The 20825-nt window shown below is 66.1% G+C and carries 15 protein-coding genes; 6 read left to right on the top strand and 9 right to left on the bottom strand.

The genetic code is table 11. The features are described from left to right. Positions 1-36: 36 nt before the first annotated feature. Positions 37-1041 carry an alpha/beta hydrolase gene (locus QMX85_RS12160; protein ID WP_282341184.1) on the top strand — a complete coding sequence of 335 codons (1005 nt, stop codon included), beginning with the start codon at positions 37-39 and terminating at the stop codon, positions 1039-1041. Between the two features lie 528 nt (positions 1042-1569). Here the strand turns inward: QMX85_RS12160 and QMX85_RS12155 are convergent. From QMX85_RS12155 to QMX85_RS12135, 5 genes are all read right to left on the bottom strand, one after another. After that, complete coding sequence (locus QMX85_RS12155) at positions 1570-6429, bottom strand: NAD-glutamate dehydrogenase (RefSeq protein ID WP_282341183.1); 4860 nt, start codon at positions 6427-6429, stop codon at positions 1570-1572. A gap of 335 nt (positions 6430-6764) precedes the next feature. After that, positions 6765-8066: a TRAP transporter large permease subunit gene (locus QMX85_RS12150; protein ID WP_282341181.1), complete on the bottom strand. Its 1302-nt coding sequence runs from the start codon at positions 8064-8066 to the stop codon at positions 6765-6767. A 67-nt stretch (positions 8067-8133) separates the two neighbouring features. After that, positions 8134-8637 (bottom strand): TRAP transporter small permease, encoded by a 504-nt coding sequence (locus tag QMX85_RS12145; RefSeq protein ID WP_282341179.1) that lies wholly within the window; start codon positions 8635-8637, stop codon positions 8134-8136. Between the two features lie 59 nt (positions 8638-8696). Next, positions 8697-9686 carry a TRAP transporter substrate-binding protein gene (locus QMX85_RS12140; RefSeq protein WP_282341177.1) on the bottom strand — a complete coding sequence of 330 codons (990 nt, stop codon included), beginning with the start codon at positions 9684-9686 and terminating at the stop codon, positions 8697-8699. 218 nt (positions 9687-9904) lie between these two features. Continuing rightward, positions 9905-10855, bottom strand: a complete 951-nt coding sequence (locus tag QMX85_RS12135; RefSeq protein WP_273229796.1) for a LysR family transcriptional regulator — start codon at positions 10853-10855, stop codon at positions 9905-9907. 274 nt (positions 10856-11129) lie between these two features. Between QMX85_RS12135 and QMX85_RS12130 the strand changes: the two genes are divergently transcribed. The 5 genes from QMX85_RS12130 to QMX85_RS12110 all read left to right on the top strand — a co-directional run bounded on the left by QMX85_RS12130 (position 11130) and on the right by QMX85_RS12110 (position 17233). Then, entirely contained in the window at positions 11130-12341 is a 1212-nt protein-coding gene (locus QMX85_RS12130; RefSeq protein ID WP_282341172.1) for an OprD family porin, read from the top strand. A gap of 128 nt (positions 12342-12469) precedes the next feature. Next, positions 12470-14353 carry a methyl-accepting chemotaxis protein gene (locus tag QMX85_RS12125; RefSeq protein WP_282341170.1) on the top strand — a complete coding sequence of 628 codons (1884 nt, stop codon included), beginning with the start codon at positions 12470-12472 and terminating at the stop codon, positions 14351-14353. Between the two features lie 473 nt (positions 14354-14826). Beyond that, a complete protein-coding gene (locus QMX85_RS12120) occupies positions 14827-15579 on the top strand; it encodes a 5-oxoprolinase subunit PxpA (protein WP_273229790.1) in 753 nt (250 codons plus the stop codon). After that, complete coding sequence (gene pxpB, locus QMX85_RS12115; RefSeq protein WP_282341167.1) at positions 15576-16295, top strand: 5-oxoprolinase subunit PxpB; 720 nt, start codon at positions 15576-15578, stop codon at positions 16293-16295. Before QMX85_RS12120 ends, pxpB begins: the two co-directional genes overlap by 4 nt. Then, a complete protein-coding gene (locus QMX85_RS12110; protein ID WP_282341164.1) occupies positions 16292-17233 on the top strand; it encodes a biotin-dependent carboxyltransferase family protein in 942 nt (313 codons plus the stop codon). The genes pxpB and QMX85_RS12110 overlap by 4 nt, the downstream gene beginning before the upstream one ends. Here QMX85_RS12110 and QMX85_RS12105 read toward each other — a convergent pair. The 4 genes from QMX85_RS12105 to QMX85_RS12090 all read right to left on the bottom strand — a co-directional run bounded on the left by QMX85_RS12105 (position 17222) and on the right by QMX85_RS12090 (position 20736). Further along, positions 17222-18478, bottom strand: coding sequence for a glycine hydroxymethyltransferase (locus tag QMX85_RS12105; protein WP_282341161.1), 1257 nt, complete (start codon positions 18476-18478; stop codon positions 17222-17224). The genes QMX85_RS12110 and QMX85_RS12105 overlap by 12 nt on opposite strands. A gap of 74 nt (positions 18479-18552) precedes the next feature. Continuing rightward, positions 18553-19281: an amino acid ABC transporter ATP-binding protein gene (locus tag QMX85_RS12100; protein ID WP_282341247.1), complete on the bottom strand. Its 729-nt coding sequence runs from the start codon at positions 19279-19281 to the stop codon at positions 18553-18555. A gap of 14 nt (positions 19282-19295) precedes the next feature. Then, the gene (locus tag QMX85_RS12095) at positions 19296-19988 is read right to left on the bottom strand and encodes an ABC transporter permease subunit (RefSeq protein ID WP_282341158.1); all 693 of its coding nucleotides are present in this window, start codon (positions 19986-19988) and stop codon (positions 19296-19298) included. A 1-nt stretch (position 19989) separates the two neighbouring features. Beyond that, a complete protein-coding gene (locus QMX85_RS12090) occupies positions 19990-20736 on the bottom strand; it encodes an amino acid ABC transporter permease (protein WP_282341157.1) in 747 nt (248 codons plus the stop codon). Between the last annotated feature and the right edge of the window lie 89 nt (positions 20737-20825).

Genomic DNA, 20825 nt, shown 5'->3' with positions numbered 1-20825 from the left:
CAGGCGTAACGCTCACTTCGGATAAGGAACGACATCATGTACAGACGCTGGTTACCCGCGCTCGTGCTGTGCGCCGCCGCCACCGTTAGGGCGGAAACGCCGAGTTACGGCGCCCAGCTCGAAGGCTTCGACTATCCCTACCCTGTGCAGCATTTCGAGTTCGAATCCCAGGGCGGTAAACGCCAGATGGCCTACATGGACGTGCTGCCCGAACGCCCGAACGGCGGCGTGCTGGTGCTGCTGCATGGCAAGAATTTCTGTGCCGCGACCTGGGAAGGCACGATCAGGGCGCTCACCGGCGCCGGTTACCGGGTGGTGGTGCCGGACCAGATCGGCTTCTGCAAATCGAGCAAGCCCGAGCACTACCAGTACAGCTTCCAGCAACTGGCGAGCAACACCCACGCACTGCTGCAAAGCCTGGGCATCGAGCGCTTCAGCCTGCTCGGCCACTCCATGGGCGGCATGCTCGCCACCCGCTACGCCCTGATGTACCCGCATCAGCTGGAGCAACTGGTGCTGGTCGATCCCATCGGTCTGGAGGACTGGAAAGCCAAGGGCGTGCCCTATCGACGCGTGGACGAGTGGTATGCCCGCGAGCTGAACACCACCGCCGAGAGCATCCGCAGCTACCAGCGGAGCACCTACTACGCCGGGCAATGGCAGCAGGAATGGGACAACTGGGTGCAGATGCAGGCGGGGATGTTCAACGGACCGGGGCGCGAAGCCGTCGCCTGGAGCTCGGCGCTCACTTACGACATGATCCAGACCCAGCCGGTGTACTACGAACTTGAGCGGATCGAGGTGCCGACCCTGCTGATCATCGGCGAAAAGGACACCACCGCGATCGGCAAGGACGCGGCCCCCGAGGCGTTGCGCAGCCAGCTCGGCAATTACCCCAAACTGGCCAAGGAAGCCGCCGCGCGGATTCCCGGCGCGGTGCTGGTGACCTTCCCCGACCTGGGCCATTCCCCGCAGATCCAGGCGCCCGAGCGTTTTCACCAGGCGCTGCTGAAAGGCCTGGTGGCGCGTCCGGGAGGCTGATCACTGACTTATCCGTTCGCGGGTTGCACCCGCCCTACGAAAACGACGCGTGCATTCGACAGCGGCGAACCGGCTCCGAACCGTAGGGTGGGTTAGCGGCGATCGCTCGATCCGCCTACCCGCTCCGAACCGGATAGCCGCGTAACCCGCCAAGCGGTGTCCCGACCAACCTCCGCCCGGTGGGTTACGCCGCCGCACCCGTCTCGCGAATGCCTATGCCTGCGCGTGGCGGCTAACCCACCCTACGAAACGCGGGTCGGTTCGCGGGTTGCACCCACCCTACGAAAAGCGGCGCGTGCATTCGACAGCGGCGAGCCGGCTCCGAACCTTAGGCTGGGTTAGCGGCCTCGCTAGATCCGCCTGCCCGCTCCGAACCACACAGCCGCGTAACCCACCACGGGGTGCCACTACCAACCGCTGCCCGGTGGGTTACGCCGCCGCACGCTTCTCGCGAATGCCGCTGCCTGCGCGTGGCGGCTAACCCACCCTACGAAAACGCAGGGCGGGTGCAACCCGCGTGCGCACGCGTCACGGCATGCAGCCCGCCTGGCTGCCGCTGTGGGCCAGGTCCATCAGTTCGCGGCTGGCCACGGCGTACATCGCGTAGTCGGTGCCGCTGGCGGCGCGCAGCTCGGCGAGCATCGCCTGCCAGCGTTCCACCAGCGGCAGATTGCGCTCGACCCAGGCGGCCACCCGCGCATCGATGTCCGCCCCGCCCTCGCCCTGCAGCACCGACACGGTGATCGCACGCTGCTGCCAGTCGAGGTCGTCGCGGAAGGCTTCGCGGGCCAGCGCCTGCCAGTTGTTTTCCACCGGCAGCCCGGTGATCTGCGCCAGGTACCAGGTCAGGTCCAGTGCGCTGCCCACGGCGAAGTAGGCCTTCGCCACCAGCGCCGCGTCCTGGCCGGTCACATCGGCGGCCTCGACGATCGGCAGCAGCGTGTAGATGTGGCTGGTACCCGCCACCATCCGCGCCAGCAGTTCCGGCACGCCGGCCTCCACGTAGCCCTGGTAGCGACCCTGCCACAGCTCGCGCGTCGGGCCTTCCAGCAACTCGTCGAGCTTCAGCCCCAGCGCGGCGATGCGCGGGCCGAAGTGCGCCACGTCGCGCGCGGCGTCCAGCTCGTTGCGCCGGCTGCGCAGGAACCAGCGGGTGGCGCGGCGGCCGAGGCGCATCAGCTCTTCCATCAGGTTCAGCTGCACCTCGGCCGGCACCTGGTGATCCAGCGCCTCGATCTGGCGGAACCAGTGCGGCAGATGGAACACATCGCGCACGATCACGTAGGCGGCGGCGACGTTCGCCGCGGTCATCCCGGTGGAGACCTTGAGCCGGTGGGCGAAGGTGATGCCCATGTGGTTGACCAGGTCGTTGGCGATCTGCGTGCTGACGATCTCGCGCTTCAACCGATGGCGGCGCATGGCCTCGCCGAAGCGTTCGCCGAGCAGTTGCGGAAACGCGGTCTCCATGTCCCGGATCAGGTAGTCGTCATCCGGCACCGGCGATTCCAGCAGCGCTTCCTTGAGGTCGATCTTGCTGTAGGAAATCAGCACCGAGAGTTCCGGCCGGGTCAGGCCCTGGCCACTGCTGATGCGCTCGGCGAGCTGCTCGTCGGACGGCAGGAATTCCAGCGCGCGGTCCAGCTTGCCGCGGCTTTCCAGGTCGCCGATCAGGCGCCGGTATTCGGCGACACGCTCGCGCGCGCGGCGTTGCGCCAGCGACAGCGCCTGGGTCTGCTTGTAGTTGTTGCCCAGCACCAGGTTGCCGACCGCATCGGTCATCTCCATCAGCAGGGCGTTGCGCTGCTTGCCGGTCATGTCGCCGGCGGCGACGCTCTCGTTGAGCAGGATCTTGATGTTAACCTCGTGGTCCGAGCAGTCCACGCCGCCGGCGTTGTCGATGAAGTCGGTGTTGCTGGCGCCGCCGTTGAGGCCGAACTCGATGCGCCCGAGCTGGCTCATGCCGAGGTTGCCACCCTCGCCCACCACCTTGGCGCGCAGTTCGTTGCCGTTGACCCGCAGCGCATCGTTGGCCTTGTCGCCGATGTCGGCGTGGCTCTCGCTGCTGGCTTTCACGTAGGTGCCGATGCCGCCGTTCCAGATCAGGTCCACCGGGGCCTTGAGCAGCGCATGGATCAGTTCGGTCGGGGTCAGCTTGGTCGCCTTGATGTCGAAGCGCTGCTGCATTTCCGCGCTGATGGCGATGCTCTTCGCGCTGCGCGGGAAGATGCCGCCACCGGCGGAGATCAGGCGCGCGTCGTAGTCGGCCCACGACGAGCGCGGCAGGTCGAACAGCCGCTGGCGTTCGGCGAAGCTGCTGGCGGCGTCGGGGTTCGGGTCGATGAAGATGTGCAGGTGGTTGAAGGCGGCGACCATCTGCAGTTTGTCCGAAAGCAGCAGGCCGTTGCCGAACACGTCGCCGGCCATGTCGCCGATGCCGATCACGCTGATGCTGTCCTGCTGCACGTCGATGCCGCGTTCGCGGAAATGCCGCTGCACCGAGACCCACGCCCCCTTGGCAGTGATGCCCATCTTCTTGTGGTCGTAGCCGGCCGAGCCGCCGGAGGCAAAGGCATCGCCAAGCCAGAAGCCGTAGTCGATGGCGATGCCATTGGCGATGTCGGAGAAGGTCGCGGTGCCCTTGTCCGCGGCCACCACCAGGTAGGGATCGTCATCGTCGAAGCGCACCACGTTGGCCGGCGGCAGCACCGCGCCGTCCTTGAGGTTGTCGGTGATGTCGAGCAGCCCGGAGATGAAGATGCGGTAGCAGGCGATGGCCTCGGCCTGGATATCGTCGCGGCTGCCGCCGACCGGCAGGCGCCGCGGGATGAAACCGCCCTTGGCGCCGACCGGCACGATCACCGCGTTCTTCACCTGCTGCGCCTTGACCAGGCCGAGCACCTCGGTGCGGTAATCCTCCTCGCGGTCGGACCAACGCAGGCCGCCGCGGGCGACGTTGCCGAAGCGCAGGTGCACGCCTTCGATGCGCGGCGAGTAGACGAAGATCTCGAACTTCGGCACCGGCCGCGGCAGTTCGGGAATCGCCTTGGGGTCGAACTTGAAGCTGAAGTAGGACTTGCTCTGCCCGGCCGCGTCGGTCTGGTAGAAGTTGGTGCGCAGGGTCGCCTTGATGAGGTCCAGGTAACGCCGCAGGATGCGGTCCTCGTTGAGCACCGCGACGTTGTCCAGCGCCGCCAGGATCGCCTGCTCCAGGCGCTGCTGCTTGTCCTCGAGGTCGTCCGCGCCCAACTTGCGCGAGAGGTAGAAACGCATCTTGAACAGCCGCACCAGTTCGCGGGCGATGTCGGTGTGGTTGAGCAGCGCGCTGGCGATGTAGCCGAAGTCGAAGCCCAGGCGGATCTGCTTGAGGTAGCGCGCGTAGGCACGCAGCAGCGCGACGTCGCGCCAGGCCAGGCCGGCGGTCAGTACCAGGCGGTTGAAGCCGTCGTTCTCGGCGTCGCCCTGGACGATGTGGACGAAGGCGTCCTGCAGCGTCTCGTTGAGCTGCTGGATGTCGACGTTCAACCCCTCGGAGTAGGTGAAGGCGAAATCGTGAATCCAGAACTCGCGGCCGTTCCGTCGGCGCAAGCGGAAGGGGAATTCACCGAGCACGCGCAGGCCGAGGTTTTCCAGGATCGGCAGCACGTCGGACAGCGGCAGCGGCGTGTCGGCGTGATAGAGCTTGCAGTGCAGCAGCTGGTCGCCCTGGCTGAGCGGCTGGTAGAAGCTCATCACCAGCGGGCGCTGCTCGGACAGGCTCAGCAGGTGCTGCATGTCGACCACCGCGGAGTGCGCGGCGAAGCGCTCGCGATAGCCGGCCGGGAAGCCTTTCGGGAAGTCCGCCAGCACCGTGGTGCCCTGCGCCTCGCCGAGGCTTTCCACCACCAGGCTGGCGTATTCGTCCTGCCAGGTGCGGCAGGCCTGGACGATCTCGCGCTCGAGCAATTGGGTATCGATGGGCTGCTTGTTCTTCGGGTCGACGCGCAGGATGTATTGCACGCGCGCCAGCACCGATTCGGAGAAGTAGGTCCAGAACTCGCAGTCGCTGGCCTGCAGGCGCTCCATGAGGATCTGCTGGATCTTCACCCGGGTTTCGGTGGAGTAGATGTCGCGCGGCACGTAGGCCAGGCAATAGGCGAAACGGCCGTAGGGGTCCTTGCGCAGGAACAGGCGCAGCTTGTTGCGCTCCTGGATCTGCACGATGGCGATGGCGGTATTGAACAGCTCGTCCACCGGGGTCTGGAACAGGTCGTCGCGCGGCAGCACCTCCAGCACCTGGGCCAGTTCCTTGCCCAGGTGCGCGCTGTTCTCGAAGCCGGCGCGGCGCTCCACTTCGCCGACCTTGCGACGGATGAAGGGAATCTGCCGCACGCTCTCGCTGTACACCGCAGAGGTGTAGAGGCCCATGAAACGGCATTCCTTGAGCACCCGGCCGTCGGCGTCGAGCTGGCGGATCGAGACGAAATCCGGGTAGGCCGGACGGTGCACGCGGCTCGGTACCGCGGCCTTGGCGAACGACAGCAACGCGGGCTCGCGCAGGAAGCGCGCCGCCTCCGGCTCGATGTGCAGCTCCTCGTCCTTCAGGCCCGCCCGCAGGCGCCGCGACAGGCCCAGCAGCGAGGCCTCGTCGTAGACCATGCGGCCACCGTCGGCCTCGTCGACGACGTTGAACTCCTCGTAGCCGAGGAAGGTGAAATGGTTGTCCAGCAACCAGCCGAGGAACACCTTGATTTCGGCCAGGTCCTCGCCGTTCAGTGGCGCCCCGGCCGCCTCCAGCCCGGCCAGCAGTTCGGCGGCCTTGGCCTTCATCGGCTGGAAGTCGGCGACCGCCAGGCGCACTTCCTCCAGCACCTCCAGCAGTGCCCGCTCCAGGGCGCGCAATTCGCTGGCACCGGCGCAGCGGTCGATCTCCAGGAACATCAGCGATTCCTGGTGGGCTTCATCGGCGCTGACGCCCTTGGGCAGGATTTCCAGCAGTTCGCCGGCGGCATCGCGGCGCACGCTGAGCACGCTGTTCTGCAGGGTGTGGATGCTGTGGCCGCGGCGGTTCAGCTCGATGCGCACCGAATCGACGAGGAACGGGATGTCCGCGTGCAGTACTTCCACCGCCGTGTGGGTGGATTGCCAGCCGTGCTTCTCGTAGTCGGGGTTGAACACCCGCACCTGCGGCACGCTGCGCTCGAAATTCTGCAGCAGCCGCCAGGAAGAGAGCGTGCAGCCGACCAAGTCGGAAAGCCGGCGCTGGACCAGCTCGTCGAGGGCGATGATGCCGAAGAACTGCTCGGCGAACAGCGCCACTTGTGGCAACGCTTTTTCGTCGATGTGCTGCGCCAACGCCGCTTGCAGTTGGTGCTGGAAGTCGGCCTTGCTGGCTGCGCTGAAGAACGCCATGTTTTTGCTCCACTGGACTTATTGTGGCGGCCGGGCAGGCCGCTAAAGGGAGAAGACTTGCGGATTTATCGGTGGTTCAGCTTTACCCGGGATACGTTTCGGTTTCGCGGCATACCCCATCGCGGGCGGCATGCCGGAACGAAAGCGGCACCGGCGACGACCGGGAGTTGGCAGAACTCGCCGGTCATTCCTGAGAACCATAGAACGCGCCGACGCCAGCGTGCTTTCCACGCCGCGACATATTCGTTCAGCAGAGCCCATTCGCAACGGATGGAATTGCCATAGCGGGTCGATCCGCGTTGGCCTGGCCCCGCGATTCTCCTACGATCACGGCTTCAGCCCTTCATCGCCTGCGGCAGGAGCAGCACGATCTGCGGGAACAGGGTAATCAGGACGGCCGCCAGAACGATCAGCAGGAAGAATGGGAAAGTCACCCTGGCCGTGGCCCAGAGGTCCTTGCCCGTCAAGTTCTGCAGCACGAACAGGTTGAAACCCACCGGCGGGGTGACCTGTGCCATTTCCACGACCAGGATGACGAAGATGCCGAACCACATCAGGTCGATGCCCGCGGCGCCCACTGCCGGCAGCACCACCGCCGTGGTCAGCAGGATGATCGATATGCCGTCGAGGAAGCAGCCGAGCACGATGAAGAACAGCGTCAGCGCCAGCAGCAGCGCATACGGCGGCAATTGCCTGGCGATGATCCAGTCGGCCAGCGCCGACGGCAGCCCGATGAAGCTCATCGCCGATGTCAGGTAGGCGGCGCCGAGCAGGATGAAGAAGATCATGCACGAGGTGCAGACCGCCCCCATCAGGCTGGCGGAAAAGGTCTTGGCGCTCAGCGAACCGGAGCAGGCGGCTATCAACAGCGAACCGGCGACGCCCACGGCGGCCGCCTCCGTGGCGGTCGCCAAGCCACTGTAGATCGACCCGATCACCGCGACGATCAGGCCCACCACGGGCATCAGCAGCCGCGCCCGGGAGAGTTTTTGGGCCAGCGTCAGAGGCGCCTCGGCAGGCGGCAGCCGGTCACGGTGGACCAGCGACCAGATCACCAGATAGCCGGAAAAGATCAGCAGCAGCAGCAACCCCGGCAGGATTCCGGCGATGAACAGCCGCGAGATCGATACCTGCGCAGCGACCCCGTAGACGATCATCATGATCGACGGCGGAATCAACAGGCCAAGCGTCCCGGCGCCGGCCAGCGACCCCATCGAGATCGCCTCCGGGTAGCCCCGCGCCTTCAGCTCCGGCAGCGAGATACGGCCGATGGTGGCGGCGGTGGCGGCCGACGAGCCGGATACCGCGGCGAAGACGCCGCAGCCCAGGACGTTGACGTGCAACAAGCGCCCGGGCAGCCAGCGGACCAGGGGCGCGAGGCCATGGAACATGTCCTCGGACAGCTTGGTGCGATAGAGGATTTCACCCATCCAGATGAACAACGGCAACGCCGTGAGCGTCCAGCTGGAACTCGATGTCCAGCTGGTCGACGCGAGGATCGAGCCGGCCGGCGCGCCGCCGAACTGCTCCATGCCGATGACGCCGACGCCGATCAGCGCCAGTGCCACCCAGACACCGCCGCCGAGTAGCAGGAAGAACGCCACCAGCAGCGTGATTGCAACGGTTGTGTAGTCCACGAAAGGTCTCGCTGAAAGTGCGGGGCGACCCGGGTCGCCAGACAGACAAAGGAGTGCAGCCGCCGGCCTACTCGCTCATCACGGTGTCGCCGGCCTCTTCGAAGGGACGTCCGCGCAGGGCGCAGATCAGCCGGTCGAGCATGGCGATGGCCAAGATCAGCGTGCCCAGTGCCATGGCGCACTGCGGAATCCACATCGGGATCGGCAGCATCCCCGAGGACACCTCGCCGAACTGATAGCTTTCCAGGGTGAACTGTCCGCAGTACCAGGCGAGATAGCCGCAGACCAGCAGGCCGAGGGCAGTGCTCAGCGCCTCGAGCACACGCCGAACGGGCGGCGCAAACGCCTTGAGCAGAAGCTCGACGCGAATATGCGAGCCACGATGGAGCGCGTAAGGCAGGCCGAGAAATCCCGAGGCCGCCATCGCGTAACCGGCGAACTCGTCGGAGGATGGCACCAGGGTGCCGCACAGGCGCGCGATGATCTGCGCCAGCACCAGCGCGCAGATCAGCACCATGAAGACGCCAGACAGAATTCCAGATGCCTGGTAGAGCGGTTTCAAGCGAGTCATCGAAGTAAGCTCCTCGACCGTGACAACCGGAAAGGGCGCGACTGCGCGCGCCCCGTCACTCAGGGTTTGGCGAAGGCGTCGACGATGGCCTTGCCGTCGTCGCCGGCCTTGTCGAGCCACTCGCCAACCATGGTTTTGCCGATTGCCGCGAAGCCCGCGTCGAGGTCGCCGGGCGCCTGGGTCGACACCTGCATGCCATGCTCGGCCAGGGTCTTCACCAGCTCACCGGTACGTTGCTCGGCGAGCGCCCAGCCTTGCTGTTCGGCCTTGGCGGCGGCCTCCAGTACGGCCTTCTGCGAGGCTTCCGGGAGCTTGGCGAAAGCCCGCGCATTGACGATCACGAAGTTCTTCGGAATGAAGGCGCGCACGTCGTAGTAGTACTTGGAGAAGTCCCAGGCCTGGGTATCCACCCCGGTCGCGGGCGAGGTGAGCATGCCGGTGATCATCCCGGTGCTGAAGGCCTGCGGCACCTCGCCGGTATTGATGGTGGTCGGCACCGCACCCATCAGTTCGGCCATGCGTGCGGTCGCCGGATTGTAGGCGCGGAATTTCATGCCATTGAAGTCGGCCATGGAGGTGATCGGCGCCTGGGTGAAGATGCTTTGCGGCGGCCACGGCGTGGCATAGAGCAACCTGATGCCCTGTTTCTGCAGGCGCGCCTCGATGGCCGGGCGGCTGACGTCCCACAGCTTGTGCGCTTCGGGAAAGCTGCGGGCCAGGAACGGGACGCTGTCGACCTCGAAGATGGGGTCTTCGTTGCCGAGCACCGACATCAGGACGTCGCCCAGCTGGACCTGGCCGGTTTGCACGGCGCGCTTCACTTCAGGTCGCTTGAACAGTATCGAGTTGCTGTGCAGGCGAATCTGCAGATCGCCGGCGGTGGCGGACTCCACATTCTTGGCGAAGTCCCTGGCGACCTCCGTGATGTGGTTGCCGTCGGGTTGCTCGACGGTCATGTTCCAGCGATCGGCGGCCTGGCCGGCGAAAGAAGCGAGGCCGAGCACGCAAGCCAGGGCGGCAAGACCGAAGCGTGAAGGAAATGCCTTCATGAGTATCTCCGTTAATAAGGGGGCTGGGATGAACAGGTGCGGTACGGGAGTGATTCGAGTCTCGGTACAACCGCCAAGGCTGTCCAGCTAGAAAAATCGGCACGCAACGATCAAAAAAGCTTATGTCGCGAAACAAGGCACTAGCCGGGGCAAATGCACCAAACAGATACAAAAAGGGGCTCCCGGCACCCGGCAGCCCCTCCTCCGATCGGTCGGGCTCAGGCCGATATGCGCACGCTGGAAAGGTCGGGCCGGGAAAGGATGACGAAGCCCGAGCCGATCTGCCGGGCATAGTCGTCGAGTACGTCCTGAGCCAGGTCGACCACCTGCTCGACCGTCTCCAGCCCGACGCCCGTACGCCAGGTGGCGACGATGCTCATCTGCGGCGGATGCGGAACGTTGTCGAGCACCTTGAGCTGCCCCGCCTGCAGCTCGGTGCGCACCAGCGGGGCCGGAAGCGCGCCGATGCCGAAGCCGTCGCCGACCAGGCGCGTCATCGCCGCCAGCGAGTTCACGCAACTGATTCGCGGCGAGCCGATGTTGCCGGCATGCAGCATGTTGAGAATGTCCTGATGCGGCCGTGAGTTCTTCGAGAAGGTGATGATGCGCTCGCGGGTCATCTCCTCCAGCGACGCATAGGGACGGTCGTAGATCGAACCGGCCGGCACCACCCACCGCACCGGATAGCGGGCCATCTCGCGGTTGCGCACGCTGTCGGCGCAGACCTCATCGGTCTGGAAGATCACGTCCAGATAGCCCTTCTGCAACTGCTCGATCAGGTTGCGCGCGGTGTCCGCGGTCAGCTCCACCTCCACCGCCGGGTAACGCTCCATCAGCCGCGATACGAAAGGACTCAGCCAGGTGTGAATGACGGTATCCATGGCGCCGATGCGCACGCAGCCACGGACGTTGCTGGCGTCGCTGATCGACTGCTTGAGCGCCTGCATGGTGTCGATCATCTGCTCGGCGTATTCGAGCACCCGCTGACCTTCGGGAGTCAGTGAAACGCCCTTCGAGTCGCGCAGGAAAAGCCGCGCGCCAAGCTCGTCTTCGAGCGCCGCGATACGGCTGGATATCGAGGCCTGGGTGCTGAACAGCTTCTCCGCCGTGAGGCGAAAGCTCTTCAGCCGGGCGACCCAGACGAAGGTCTCGAGAAATCTCAGATTCATACCGTTCAACCACCCTGCAGCTCGATTTCGGAAGGCCGCGGCGAGCGCCCCGGTTGCCTTGCGACTGCAGGTTGCATGCCGCGAAAGCCGGCGGAAGGCATTTCGGCGCATCGGATTTTCTTATCGCCTGCGCGTGTTTTTTCTAGCTGGACGCGCTTTCCCGCTGTTTCCAAGAATGCGCCGGCGGTACAGGAGCCCATGACAAAAAATCACACGATCGCGCCCTGCCAGGCAGCTCAGAGATGCTGCGCGCACTTCCAAGGAGACACATCGCATGACCGCGAAATACCGCATGGTAGCCCTGCTACTCGCACTTCCGGGTGCCGCCAACGCCGACTTCATCGCCGACAGCAAGGCCGGCCTCGAACTGCGCAATTTCTACTTCAACCGCGACTTCCGTCAGGAAGGCGCCCGTGACAAGGCCGAGGAATGGGCACAGGGTTTCCTCCTGCGCATGGAGTCCGGCTATACCGAAGGAACGGTCGGCTTCGGCGTCGATACCCTGGGTATGCTCGGCTACAAGCTCGACTCCGGCGATGGCACCGCCGGAACCGGCTTGCTGCCTGCCGACCTCTCCGGCGGCTCGCAGGACGAATACTCGAAGCTGGCGCTGACCGGAAAGCTCAAGGTGTCGAAAAGCACCCTGAAGGTGGGCGCCCTTGCCTTCCGCAGCCCGATCGTGTCGAACAACGACACGCGCCTGCTGCCGCAGACCTTCCAGGGCGTGCTGGCGAACAGCCAGGAAATCGACAACCTGACGCTGCAGGGTGGCAAGATCAACCGCATCAAGGCCAACAGCTCGAGCGACTACACCGAGATGAGCGCCAACCGGATCGGCGGCAACAGCGACTCCTTCGTCTTTGGCGGCGGCGAGTACAAGCTCACTCCCGAGCTCACCACGGGGCTGCACTACGGCAACCTCGAGGACATCTACAAACAGGCCTACGGCACCCTGGTGTACCTGCATCCGCTGGGCGAAAACCAGTCGATCAAGACCGACCTGCGCTATGCCAGGAGCCAGGAGGACGGCAGCTTCCGCGATATCGACAACAAGGCGTTCGGCGCCATGTTCACCTATGCCCTGGGTGGCCATTCGTTCGGCGCGGCCTACCAGAAGATGAGCGGCAGCGACCCGTTCCCGTACATCGCCGGCAGCGACCCGTTCCTGGTCAACTTCATCCAGATCAACGACTTCGGCAACATCGACGAGCGCTCCTGGCAGGTTCGCTACGACTACAACTTTGCCGCCATCGGGATTCCCGGACTGACTTTCATGACGCGCTACGTGTCGGGTGACAACGTCGAGGTCAACGGCGCCCACGACGGCAAGGAATGGGAGCGCAACATGGACATCGCCTACCTGTTCCAGAGCGGTCCGCTGAAGAACTTCGGGGTCAAGTGGCGCAATGCGAGCGTGCGCTCGAACTTCGGCAACGACTTGGACGAGAACCGCCTCATCCTCAGCTACACCCTGCCGCTCTGGTAGTAAGCCCGCAGGCCGGCGATGCCGGCCACTTTTCGAGGGGTCGGCAGACTTTTTCTTTAAGTCTGCCGATTTGCGGTCGATGTCCTGTGGAGTGATTTCCTCTCAATACAACCTACCCGAGGCCTTCTATGTCGTTTCGGCTGTCGTGGAAACAGAAATTTCGCCTACTCCTCATCACCATTCTCGTCGGCCTGACGCTGATGGCTGCCTCGTCGCTGTGGACCAACCAGCGCCTGGCGCAAACGCTTCAGGCTCGGCAGCTGGCTACCAGCTATGCCAGCGCGGCGACCAATCTGCTCAACAACTGGCTGAAACTCGAAGCGCTACGCCGCCAGCTCGGCGTCAATAGCGAGGCACGCGTGCGTAAGCAACTGGAAGACGTTCGCGCCCTCAACGCGCAACTGGTCACCCAGGCGACGCCGCTGAACGACCCTGACATCCTGCAGCGCGCCGAGCGGCTGCAGGCATCGCTCGACGAAAACCTCACCACCCAGGAGCGCTGGCTCGAGCAACGCCGGCAGCTTGGCCTGAGCGATAGCGAGGGATTGCGCAAGACGGCGCTGGAGGCGGCCCAACCGCTGGCCGCAATCAGCATCACGCTGATTCAGCCCTTCATCGCGGACGCCCTGACGAGCCAGCGCAGCTACCTCACCGAATTCGATCCGCGCTACGCCGAGCAGACCCGCATCGCCCTCGCCAAGCTCGACAAGCAACTGATCGAGCTGGACTGGAAGGACAGCAAGATCGGCGAAGGTGCCGATGCCTTCGCCAAGTCCTTCGACAAGCTCGAGGCCCTGATCAGCCAGATCGCCGCCAGCCAGAAGGCGCTGGCCAGCCAGGGCGAGCAGATCGAGGATCAGGTCGACCAGCAGCGCATCGCCCTGCGCGACGGCCTGCTTGCCAAAGCCGAAGCGCAGGCGAGCAATGCCAGGCAGCTTTCCTATTGGGTACTTGGCATAGCCTTTTGCGCGATCGCCCTGTTGCTCCTGGTCTCCCTCACGCAGGCCTCGCGCACGCTGTTGACGCAGCTTGACCGCGTCATCCAGCAGCTCGCGCGCGTGGCCGCGGGCGATCTGACCGCCACCCTCGACATCGGCGACAACCCGAAGGACGAGTTCAACCGGCTCGGTGAGGGTGCCAATCGCATGACCCGCGGCATCGCCGGGCTGATCGGTCAGGTGGTCGATGGCAATCGCCAACTCGGCCAGTTGCAGCGCCACCTGAACACCGCCATGCAGCAGCTCGAGGAGAACAGCCTGCAGGTGGAAGCGCAGACCGAACAGGCGGCGTCGGCGTCGCAGCAGATTTCCGTCACGGTGGGCGAGATGGCCCGCCGCGCCTCCGACGTCAACGACGCCACGCTCAAGGCCAACGAATCGGCACAACTCGGCGCCACGGTTATCGTCACCAGCGTCGAAAGCATGCGCCGGCTGTCGCAGCTGATTCAGGACACTCACCGGCAGGTCAACCAGCTGATTCACTCCAGCACCCAGGTCAGCGGCATCCTCGACGTGATCAACGCGCTGGCCGACCAGACCAACCTGCTCGCGCTGAACGCCGCGATCGAGGCCGCGCGCGCCGGAGATGCCGGGCGCGGTTTCTCTGTGGTCGCCGACGAGGTGCGCTCGCTGGCGCAGAAGACCGTGGCCGCGACCACCGACATCGGCCGCATCATTGGCGACCTCAGGGAACAGACGCAGAGCATGGACGAGCTGATGGTCAGCGGGCTGTCGGTTTCCGCCGAGGGCGAGCGCCAGGCCGGCCAGGCCGCCGACGCCATGGGTGCCATCACGTTGAACGTCGACCAGCTTTCGGCGCAGATGAACCAGGTCGCCGTGGCCATCGAGGAAATCTCCAGCACCACCGAGGAGATCGCCGCGAAGATGGAAGACATTCACCGCCACACGGGAGAAACCAAGGACCTCCGCCAGACGCTGGAGCAGCACGCCACCAGCCTTTCGGCGCAGGTCTCGGCGCTCGACCAGAGTACCCAGCGCTTCCGCATAGCCTGAGGAGGTAGCCCGCCTGGTGTGATCCCTCGGTAGGTCGCCCATCAGCCCCCGAACGTCTGCACGCGCAGAAGCCCCGGTGGAACCTGCCTTGACCTGCCGGCTACCGTGCGCTCGGGCCCTGTGGCGCAACGGGCGCTCGACGGCCTGCGGAATGGGGACATGAAACGCCGCTGGCGATGAGCCGCGCTTACCGGGCCGGCTGCATCACCAAATCGACCAGGCCTCACGCCAGCCTCGACCGCGTGGCGTCTATCGGTGCGCCTGTAACGTCCACGGAACAATGTACCGAGGCTACACACCCGGGCGCAGGCCGGAGCGTTCGCCTGCGCGCGCCGCTGCCTCGCCGAATCGATTTTTCTTATCGTCGGCTGATGCATTAATTAGTTGGACGCAGGATCGCCTCCCTCGAAGAATGGGCAACCGGCGGCCCTGGGGCCAGCCATCCCGATACCGACATGGCGAGGAATTCAAACGTGAGCAGCCTGCTGCTGAATTGCGACATCGGCGAAAGCTTCGGTGCCTGGACCATGGGCCTGGACGCCGAAGTCATGCCCTTCATCGATTGCGCCAACATCGCCTGCGGCTTTCATGCCTCCGACCCCGGCACCATGCGCACTACGGTAGCGCTGGCAGTGGAAAACGGCGTACGCATAGGCGCCCACCCGGCGTATCCCGACCTGGTGGGCTTCGGCCGCCGCTCAATGGCCTGCACGCCACGCGAAGTCGAGGACATGCTGCTCTACCAGATCGGCGCGCTCGATGGCATCTGCCGCGCTTACGGCAGCCGCGTCAGCTACGTCAAGCCACACGGCGCGCTGTACCAGGACATGATGCGCAAGCCGGAAATCCTGCGTGCCGTGCTGCGCGCCGTGGCGATGTACGACGCGAATCTGCCGCTGGTGCTGATGGCTACTCGCGACCAGAGCCAGGCGCAGGCCATCGGCGACGAAATCGGCATTCAGCTGTGGTTCGAGGCCTTTGCCGACCGTGCCTATGACGCCGATGGATTCCTGGTTTCGCGGGCGATCCCCGGCGCCGTGCACCACGACGCCGAGACCATCGTCCGGCAGGCATTGACTCTGGCCCAGGGCGAGCCACTGAGGGCAATCGACGGCAGCGCGGTGCACCTGCAGGCGCAGACGCTCTGCGTGCACGGCGACAACGCCAGCTCGGTTGCTGCAGTCAGACGCATCCGCGAAGCCCTCTGCCGCAGGGACACCGAATGACGTTGCGCTTGCCCGCGCCGATCATCGAGGTGGCCGGTATTGACAGCCTGATCCTGCGGCTTTTCGAGCAGATCGAGGAAAGCAACATGGCCTGGATGCTGGCCGCCTGCCAGCGCCTGCGTGAGGAGTTCGGTGCCGCGCTGGTCGATCTGGTGCCGTCCTACACCACCTTGTTCCTGCACTACGATCTCGGCCATCTCGACCCGGACCAGGCGCGCCTGCTCATCGAGCGGGCCTTCACCGAACTGCAGCCACAGCGCACCGGCATCGGTCGCTGCCATGAGCTGCCGACCTGGTACCACCCCAGCGTCGGCCCGGAGCTGCGGCTGCTGGCGCAGCGTAGCGGGCTGGACGAGGCCGAGGTGATCCGCCGGCATGCCGCTCACGAATATCAGGTGTTCGCACTCGGCTTCGCACCCGGCTTCGCCTTCATGGGGCTGGTCGAGGAAGCCCTGGCGACACCGCGCCTGAGCACCCCGCGCAAACGCATCGCCGCCGGCAGTGTCGGTATCGCCGACCGCCAGACGGCGATATACCCGATGATTTCGCCCGGTGGCTGGAACCTCGTCGGGCGAACTCCGTCCCGGCTATTCGACCGCGCCCTCGACGGCTACAGCCTGATGCAACCCGGCGACCGGGTGCGTTTCATGCCCATCGAGCATGCCGAATTCGTCCGCCTGGGCGGAGACGACACCCCGCTGGAGAGCACGCCATGAACGCCTCGACGACTGCCGCGCGCGGACTGCGTGTCGAGCACAGCCACCCCTTCGTGCTGCTGCAGGACGCCGGCCGCTTCGGCGTCCGCCACCTGGGCGTGACCCAGGGCGGCGCGTTGGACTGGATATCCATGCACTGGGCCAACCGCTTGCTGGACAATGCCGTCGACGCGCCGGTGCTGGAGATCGCCCTCGGCAACCTCGTGCTGACCTGCGAGCGTGACACCTGCCTGGCCCTCGCCGGCGCCGACCTGGGGGCGACCCTCGACGGTCAGCCGCTGAAACCCTGGCGCAGCTTCAATGTGCGCCAGGGCCAGCGTCTGGCCTTCGCGCGGCCGCTGCTGGGTGCCCGCGCCTACCTCGCCGCGCCGGGCGGCTTCGACGCTCCGCGCGTGCTCGGCAGTTGCGCCAGCACCGCCCGCGAGGAACTCGGCGGCCTGCACGGCGACGGTCGCGCGGTGGCCGCCGACGATCGCCTGACCTGGCAAGGCGGCAACACGGTGCCCCGCGAGCTGCCGGCGCGGAAGATCCCCGCCCTCGGCGGCGATGCGACGTTGGAGCTGGTACTGGGCGCGCAGGTTGGCGACTTCAGCGGGCAAAGCCTGTTCGATGCCTTCAACCACGACTGGCAGGTGGACGTCCGCGCCGACCGCATGGGCGTACGCTTGCTCGGCCCGCAACTGGTCTGCCAGCGCACCTCCATGGTCTCCGAGGGCATCCCGCTAGGTGCCGTCCAGGTGCCGGCGGACGGCCAACCCATCGTGCTGCTCAATGACCGCCAGACCATCGGCGGCTACCCGCGCCTCGGCGCCCTCACCCCGCAGGCGGTGGCCCGCCTGGCGCAGTGCCAGCCGGGTGACACCCTGCGCCTGGCGCCGGTCACCCAAGGAGCGGCGCAACGGAGCCTGCGGCAGTTCCTCGCCCAGTCATCGCGCTGACGGGTCCTGCCTCGCCAGCAGGGCGCGCAGGCGCGCCTGGATGCCTGCCCTCGACGTCGCGCTTTCGTCGGCGACGCTCAGGCGCCCGGTGGCGGTAGGCAGCAGCAGGTCGGCGAGCAGGCCGGCGACCACCGGCATGTCCGCCACGCCCAGGCCCAGCGTGGTGATGAATTGCGTGCCCAGGCGAAACGCCGACTGGCCGGCTGTCGTCGGGTCTACACAGGTGCCGATCAGCACGCCGTGGCGTTCGAGGAAGGTCATCGCGGCGCGCGCATCGCAGGCGGAATCCAGCGGCAACAGCAGCTGGTGGGTGAAGGTCTCCCCCGCCGCCGGCGCGATGATCGGCAGGCCACGTGCGCGCCAGGCCTCAGCAAGCGCCGCGCTGTTGGCGAGGATGCGCGAGGAGTAATCCACGCCGCGCTCGCCCGCCTGGCGCAGGGTGACCAGCAGCGATGCCAGCCGCGCCGGGTCGATGTTCGCCAGCATCCGCGTGTCGAGCAGTCGGGTGAGCTTCGCCCCGACCTGCGCGTCGCGGCCGAGAATCAGGCTCTGCGGCCGCCCCGGCAGGGTCTTGTAGGTGGAACTGGTCATCACGTCCACCCCGGCTTCCAGCGGATTGGGGTAGACGCCGCCGGCGATCAGCCCGCTGACGTGGGAGGCGTCGAAGATACTCAGCGCGCCGACCTCGCGTGCCGCCTCGATCACCGGCTCCAGCCGGTCCGGTGTGAGCATGATGCTGCGCCCCAGCAGCACCAGCTTCGGCCGCCACTCGCGCACCTGACGCGCCGCCGCCTCGGCATCCAGCTGAAAGCGTGCGACCTCGTAGGCCAGTTCGGCGCAGCGCAGCCCGGCCAGTTCCGGCGTGCCGCCGCGGCGCTGGCTGAGGTGCCCGCCGTGCGCCGCGGCCGGCGCCAGCAGCAAGTCGCCGGGCGAGCCGAAGGCATGGAACACCGCGAGATTGGCCAGCGTGCAACTGGGCAGGCGCACCTCGGCCCAGGTGGCGCCGAACAGTGCGCAGGCGGCCGCCGCCGTCTCTACTTCCAGCTGCGAAACCAGGTCGGTGTCCGGCTGCTCCTTGTGGAACGGCAGGCCCATCGCCGGGTAGGCGCTGAGGCCCGCGGCGTAGGCCTGCTGCGCCTCGGCGCTGGGCAGGTTGGCGCCGGCGTAGAGCATCAGCCGCTCGCGGGAAAGCACCTGCTGGCGCTGCTGGGCGCTGTCGAGCAGCGCCTGGAGGGAAATGTCCACGTCGTGGCTCCGTCAGAAAGGGATGTGCGACCGGCGTCGAATCAGGCGTGCCGATACCGGCCGCGCCCTGTCCGTCAATGCGCGAGAATCTTCGACAGGAACTGCCGCGCCCGCTCGCTGCGCGGTTCGGCGAAGAACGCCTCCTTGTCGGCATCCTCCACCACTTCGCCGGCGTCCATGAACACCACGCGGTTGGCGACCTTGCGCGCGAAGCCCATCTCGTGGGTGACCACCATCATGGTCATGCCTTCGTTGGCCAGTTCGACCATCACGTCGAGCACTTCGGTGACCATTTCCGGGTCCAGCGCCGAAGTCGGTTCGTCGAACAGCATCACCACCGGGTCCATCGCCAGGGCACGGGCGATGGCCACGCGCTGCTGCTGGCCACCGGAGAGCTGGCCGGGGAACTTGTCCGCATGCGCCGACAGCCCTACTCGCGCCAGCAGCGCCGCACCCTTGGCCAGCGCCTCGGCGCGCGAGCGCTTGAGTACCTTCATCTGCGCCAGCGCGAGGTTCTCGGCGATGCTCAGGTGCGGGAACAGTTCGAAATGCTGGAACACCATGCCGACCCGCGAGCGCAGCTGCGGCAGATTGGTGGCCTTGTCTGTGACCCGGGTGCCGTCGACGACGATCTCGCCCTGGTTGATCGGCTCCAGGCCGTTGACGGTCTTGATCAGGGTCGACTTGCCGGAGCCGGACGGGCCGCAGACCACCACGACCTCGCCCTTGGCGACCTCGGTCGAGCAATTCTTCAGCACCTGGAAATCACCGTAGGACTTGGAAACCTGCTTGATGGCGATCATGGACATGGGAAACCTCAGCGAACGATGGCGACGCGCCTTTGCAGGCGGCGCACGAAAAAGGATGCGGTGAAGGAGATCGCGAAATAGACCAGCGCGGCGAACAGGTACATCTCCAGCAGGCGGCCGTCGCGCTGGGCGATCTTCGCCGCGGCGCCGAGGAAGTCGGTGATCGACAGCACGTACACCAGCGAGGTGTCCTGGAACAGCACGATGGTCTGGGTCAGCAGGATCGGCAGCATGTTGCGGAACGCCTGCGGCAGGATCACGTAGCCCATGGTCTGCGCGGTGGTCATGCCCATCGCCTGGGAAGCCATCACCTGCCCGCGAGGCACGGACTGGATGCCGGAGCGGATGATTTCGCAGAAGTAGCTGGCCTCGAACAGGGTGAAGGTCACCAGCGACGACCAGAACGGGCCAACGCGCGCCGGGTTGGCCGCGCCGGTGACCCACTGACCGACGTAGGGCATCAGGAAATAGAACCAGAAGATCACCAGCACCAGCGGCAGCGAGCGCATGAGGTTGACGTAGCTGGCAGCGAAGGTGGAGAGCACGGCGAAGCGCGACAGCCGCATCAGCGCCAGCAGCGTGCCGAGGACGATCCCGCCCAGGGTTGCCAGCACGGTGAGGGTCAGGGTGAAGGCCATGCCGTCGAGGAACAGGTACGGCAGGGCACGCACGATCACATCGAAATCGAAACCGGCGAACATCTCAGCGCCCTCCCTTCTCATGGCCACTGACATACCCCGGAACCTGCGCCTTGCGTTCCAGCACGCGCATCAGGAACACGATGACCAGGTTCAGCGCCAGGTACAGCACGGTGGCGACGGCGAACGCCTCGAACACCTGGAACGTGCCCTCCTGCATCGCCCGCGCGCTGGCGGTCAGCTCGACCAGGCCGATGGCCAGCGCCACCGAGGTGTTCTTGGTGGTGCTGAGGAATTCCGAGGTCAGGGTCGGCACGACGATCCGGTAGGCCATCGGCAACAGCACGTAGCGATAGGTCTGCGGCAGCGTCAGGCCGAGCGCCTGGCCGGCCATGCCCTGCCCGCGCGACAGGCTGCCCAGCCCCGAGCGCACCACTTCGGCGACCCGCGCCCCGTGGTAGCAGCCCAGGCACAGCACCGCGGTGTAGAACTGCGCGTCCGGCAATTGCTTGAGCCAGTCGCCGGCCGCGGCAGGCAGCAGCTCGGGCAGCACGAAGTACCAGAGGAACATCTGCACCAGCAGCGGCACGTTGCGAAACAGCTCGACGAAGCAGGCGCCGACCCGGTTCATCCAGGCCACCGGCGCGCTGCGCATCACACCGAGCAGCGAGCCGACCAGCAGCGCGAGGAAAAAGGCACAGAGCGCCGTCGCCAGGGTCCAGGCCAGGCCCAGCAGCAGCGTCTCGAAATAGGTCAGTCGACCGTCAAGGGAGAGCGACCAGAGGGCGCTCCAGTTCCAGGTGTAATCCATGCGGGTATCCGGGCGAGGGGCAGCGGACGCGGGGGGGGGCCCGCCCCCCCGGCGACCCCCCCCCCCCCCGCCCCCCCCCCCCCCCCGCA

The sequence above is a fragment of the Pseudomonas sp. PS02288 genome, from assembly GCF_029959715.1.
Classification (GTDB): Bacteria; Pseudomonadota; Gammaproteobacteria; order Pseudomonadales; family Pseudomonadaceae; genus Pseudomonas_O; species Pseudomonas_O kuykendallii.
The sequence above is the reverse complement of the archived record's forward strand: the minus strand, read 5'-3'. Positions and strand labels throughout refer to the sequence as shown.

Bases quoted from the DNA above. Each gene is read 5' to 3' on its own strand.
- QMX85_RS12135 (WP_273229796.1), bottom strand. From the start codon at position 10,855: ATGAATCTGAGATTTCTCGAGACCTTCGTCTGGGTCGCCCGGCTGAAG.
- QMX85_RS12090 (WP_282341157.1), bottom strand. From the start codon at position 20,736: ATGGATTACACCTGGAACTGGAGCGCCCTCTGGTCGCTCTCCCTTGAC.
- QMX85_RS12100 (WP_282341247.1), bottom strand. From the start codon at position 19,281: ATGATCGCCATCAAGCAGGTTTCCAAGTCCTACGGTGATTTCCAGGTG.
- QMX85_RS12125 (WP_282341170.1), top strand. From the start codon at position 12,470: ATGTCGTTTCGGCTGTCGTGGAAACAGAAATTTCGCCTACTCCTCATC.
- pxpB (WP_282341167.1), top strand. From the start codon at position 15,576: ATGACGTTGCGCTTGCCCGCGCCGATCATCGAGGTGGCCGGTATTGAC.
- QMX85_RS12140 (WP_282341177.1), bottom strand. From the start codon at position 9,686: ATGAAGGCATTTCCTTCACGCTTCGGTCTTGCCGCCCTGGCTTGCGTG.
- QMX85_RS12095 (WP_282341158.1), bottom strand. From the start codon at position 19,988: ATGTTCGCCGGTTTCGATTTCGATGTGATCGTGCGTGCCCTGCCGTAC.
- QMX85_RS12110 (WP_282341164.1), top strand. From the start codon at position 16,292: ATGAACGCCTCGACGACTGCCGCGCGCGGACTGCGTGTCGAGCACAGC.
- QMX85_RS12145 (WP_282341179.1), bottom strand. From the start codon at position 8,637: ATGACTCGCTTGAAACCGCTCTACCAGGCATCTGGAATTCTGTCTGGC.
- QMX85_RS12130 (WP_282341172.1), top strand. From the start codon at position 11,130: ATGACCGCGAAATACCGCATGGTAGCCCTGCTACTCGCACTTCCGGGT.
- QMX85_RS12160 (WP_282341184.1), top strand. From the start codon at position 37: ATGTACAGACGCTGGTTACCCGCGCTCGTGCTGTGCGCCGCCGCCACC.
- QMX85_RS12155 (WP_282341183.1), bottom strand. From the start codon at position 6,429: ATGGCGTTCTTCAGCGCAGCCAGCAAGGCCGACTTCCAGCACCAACTG.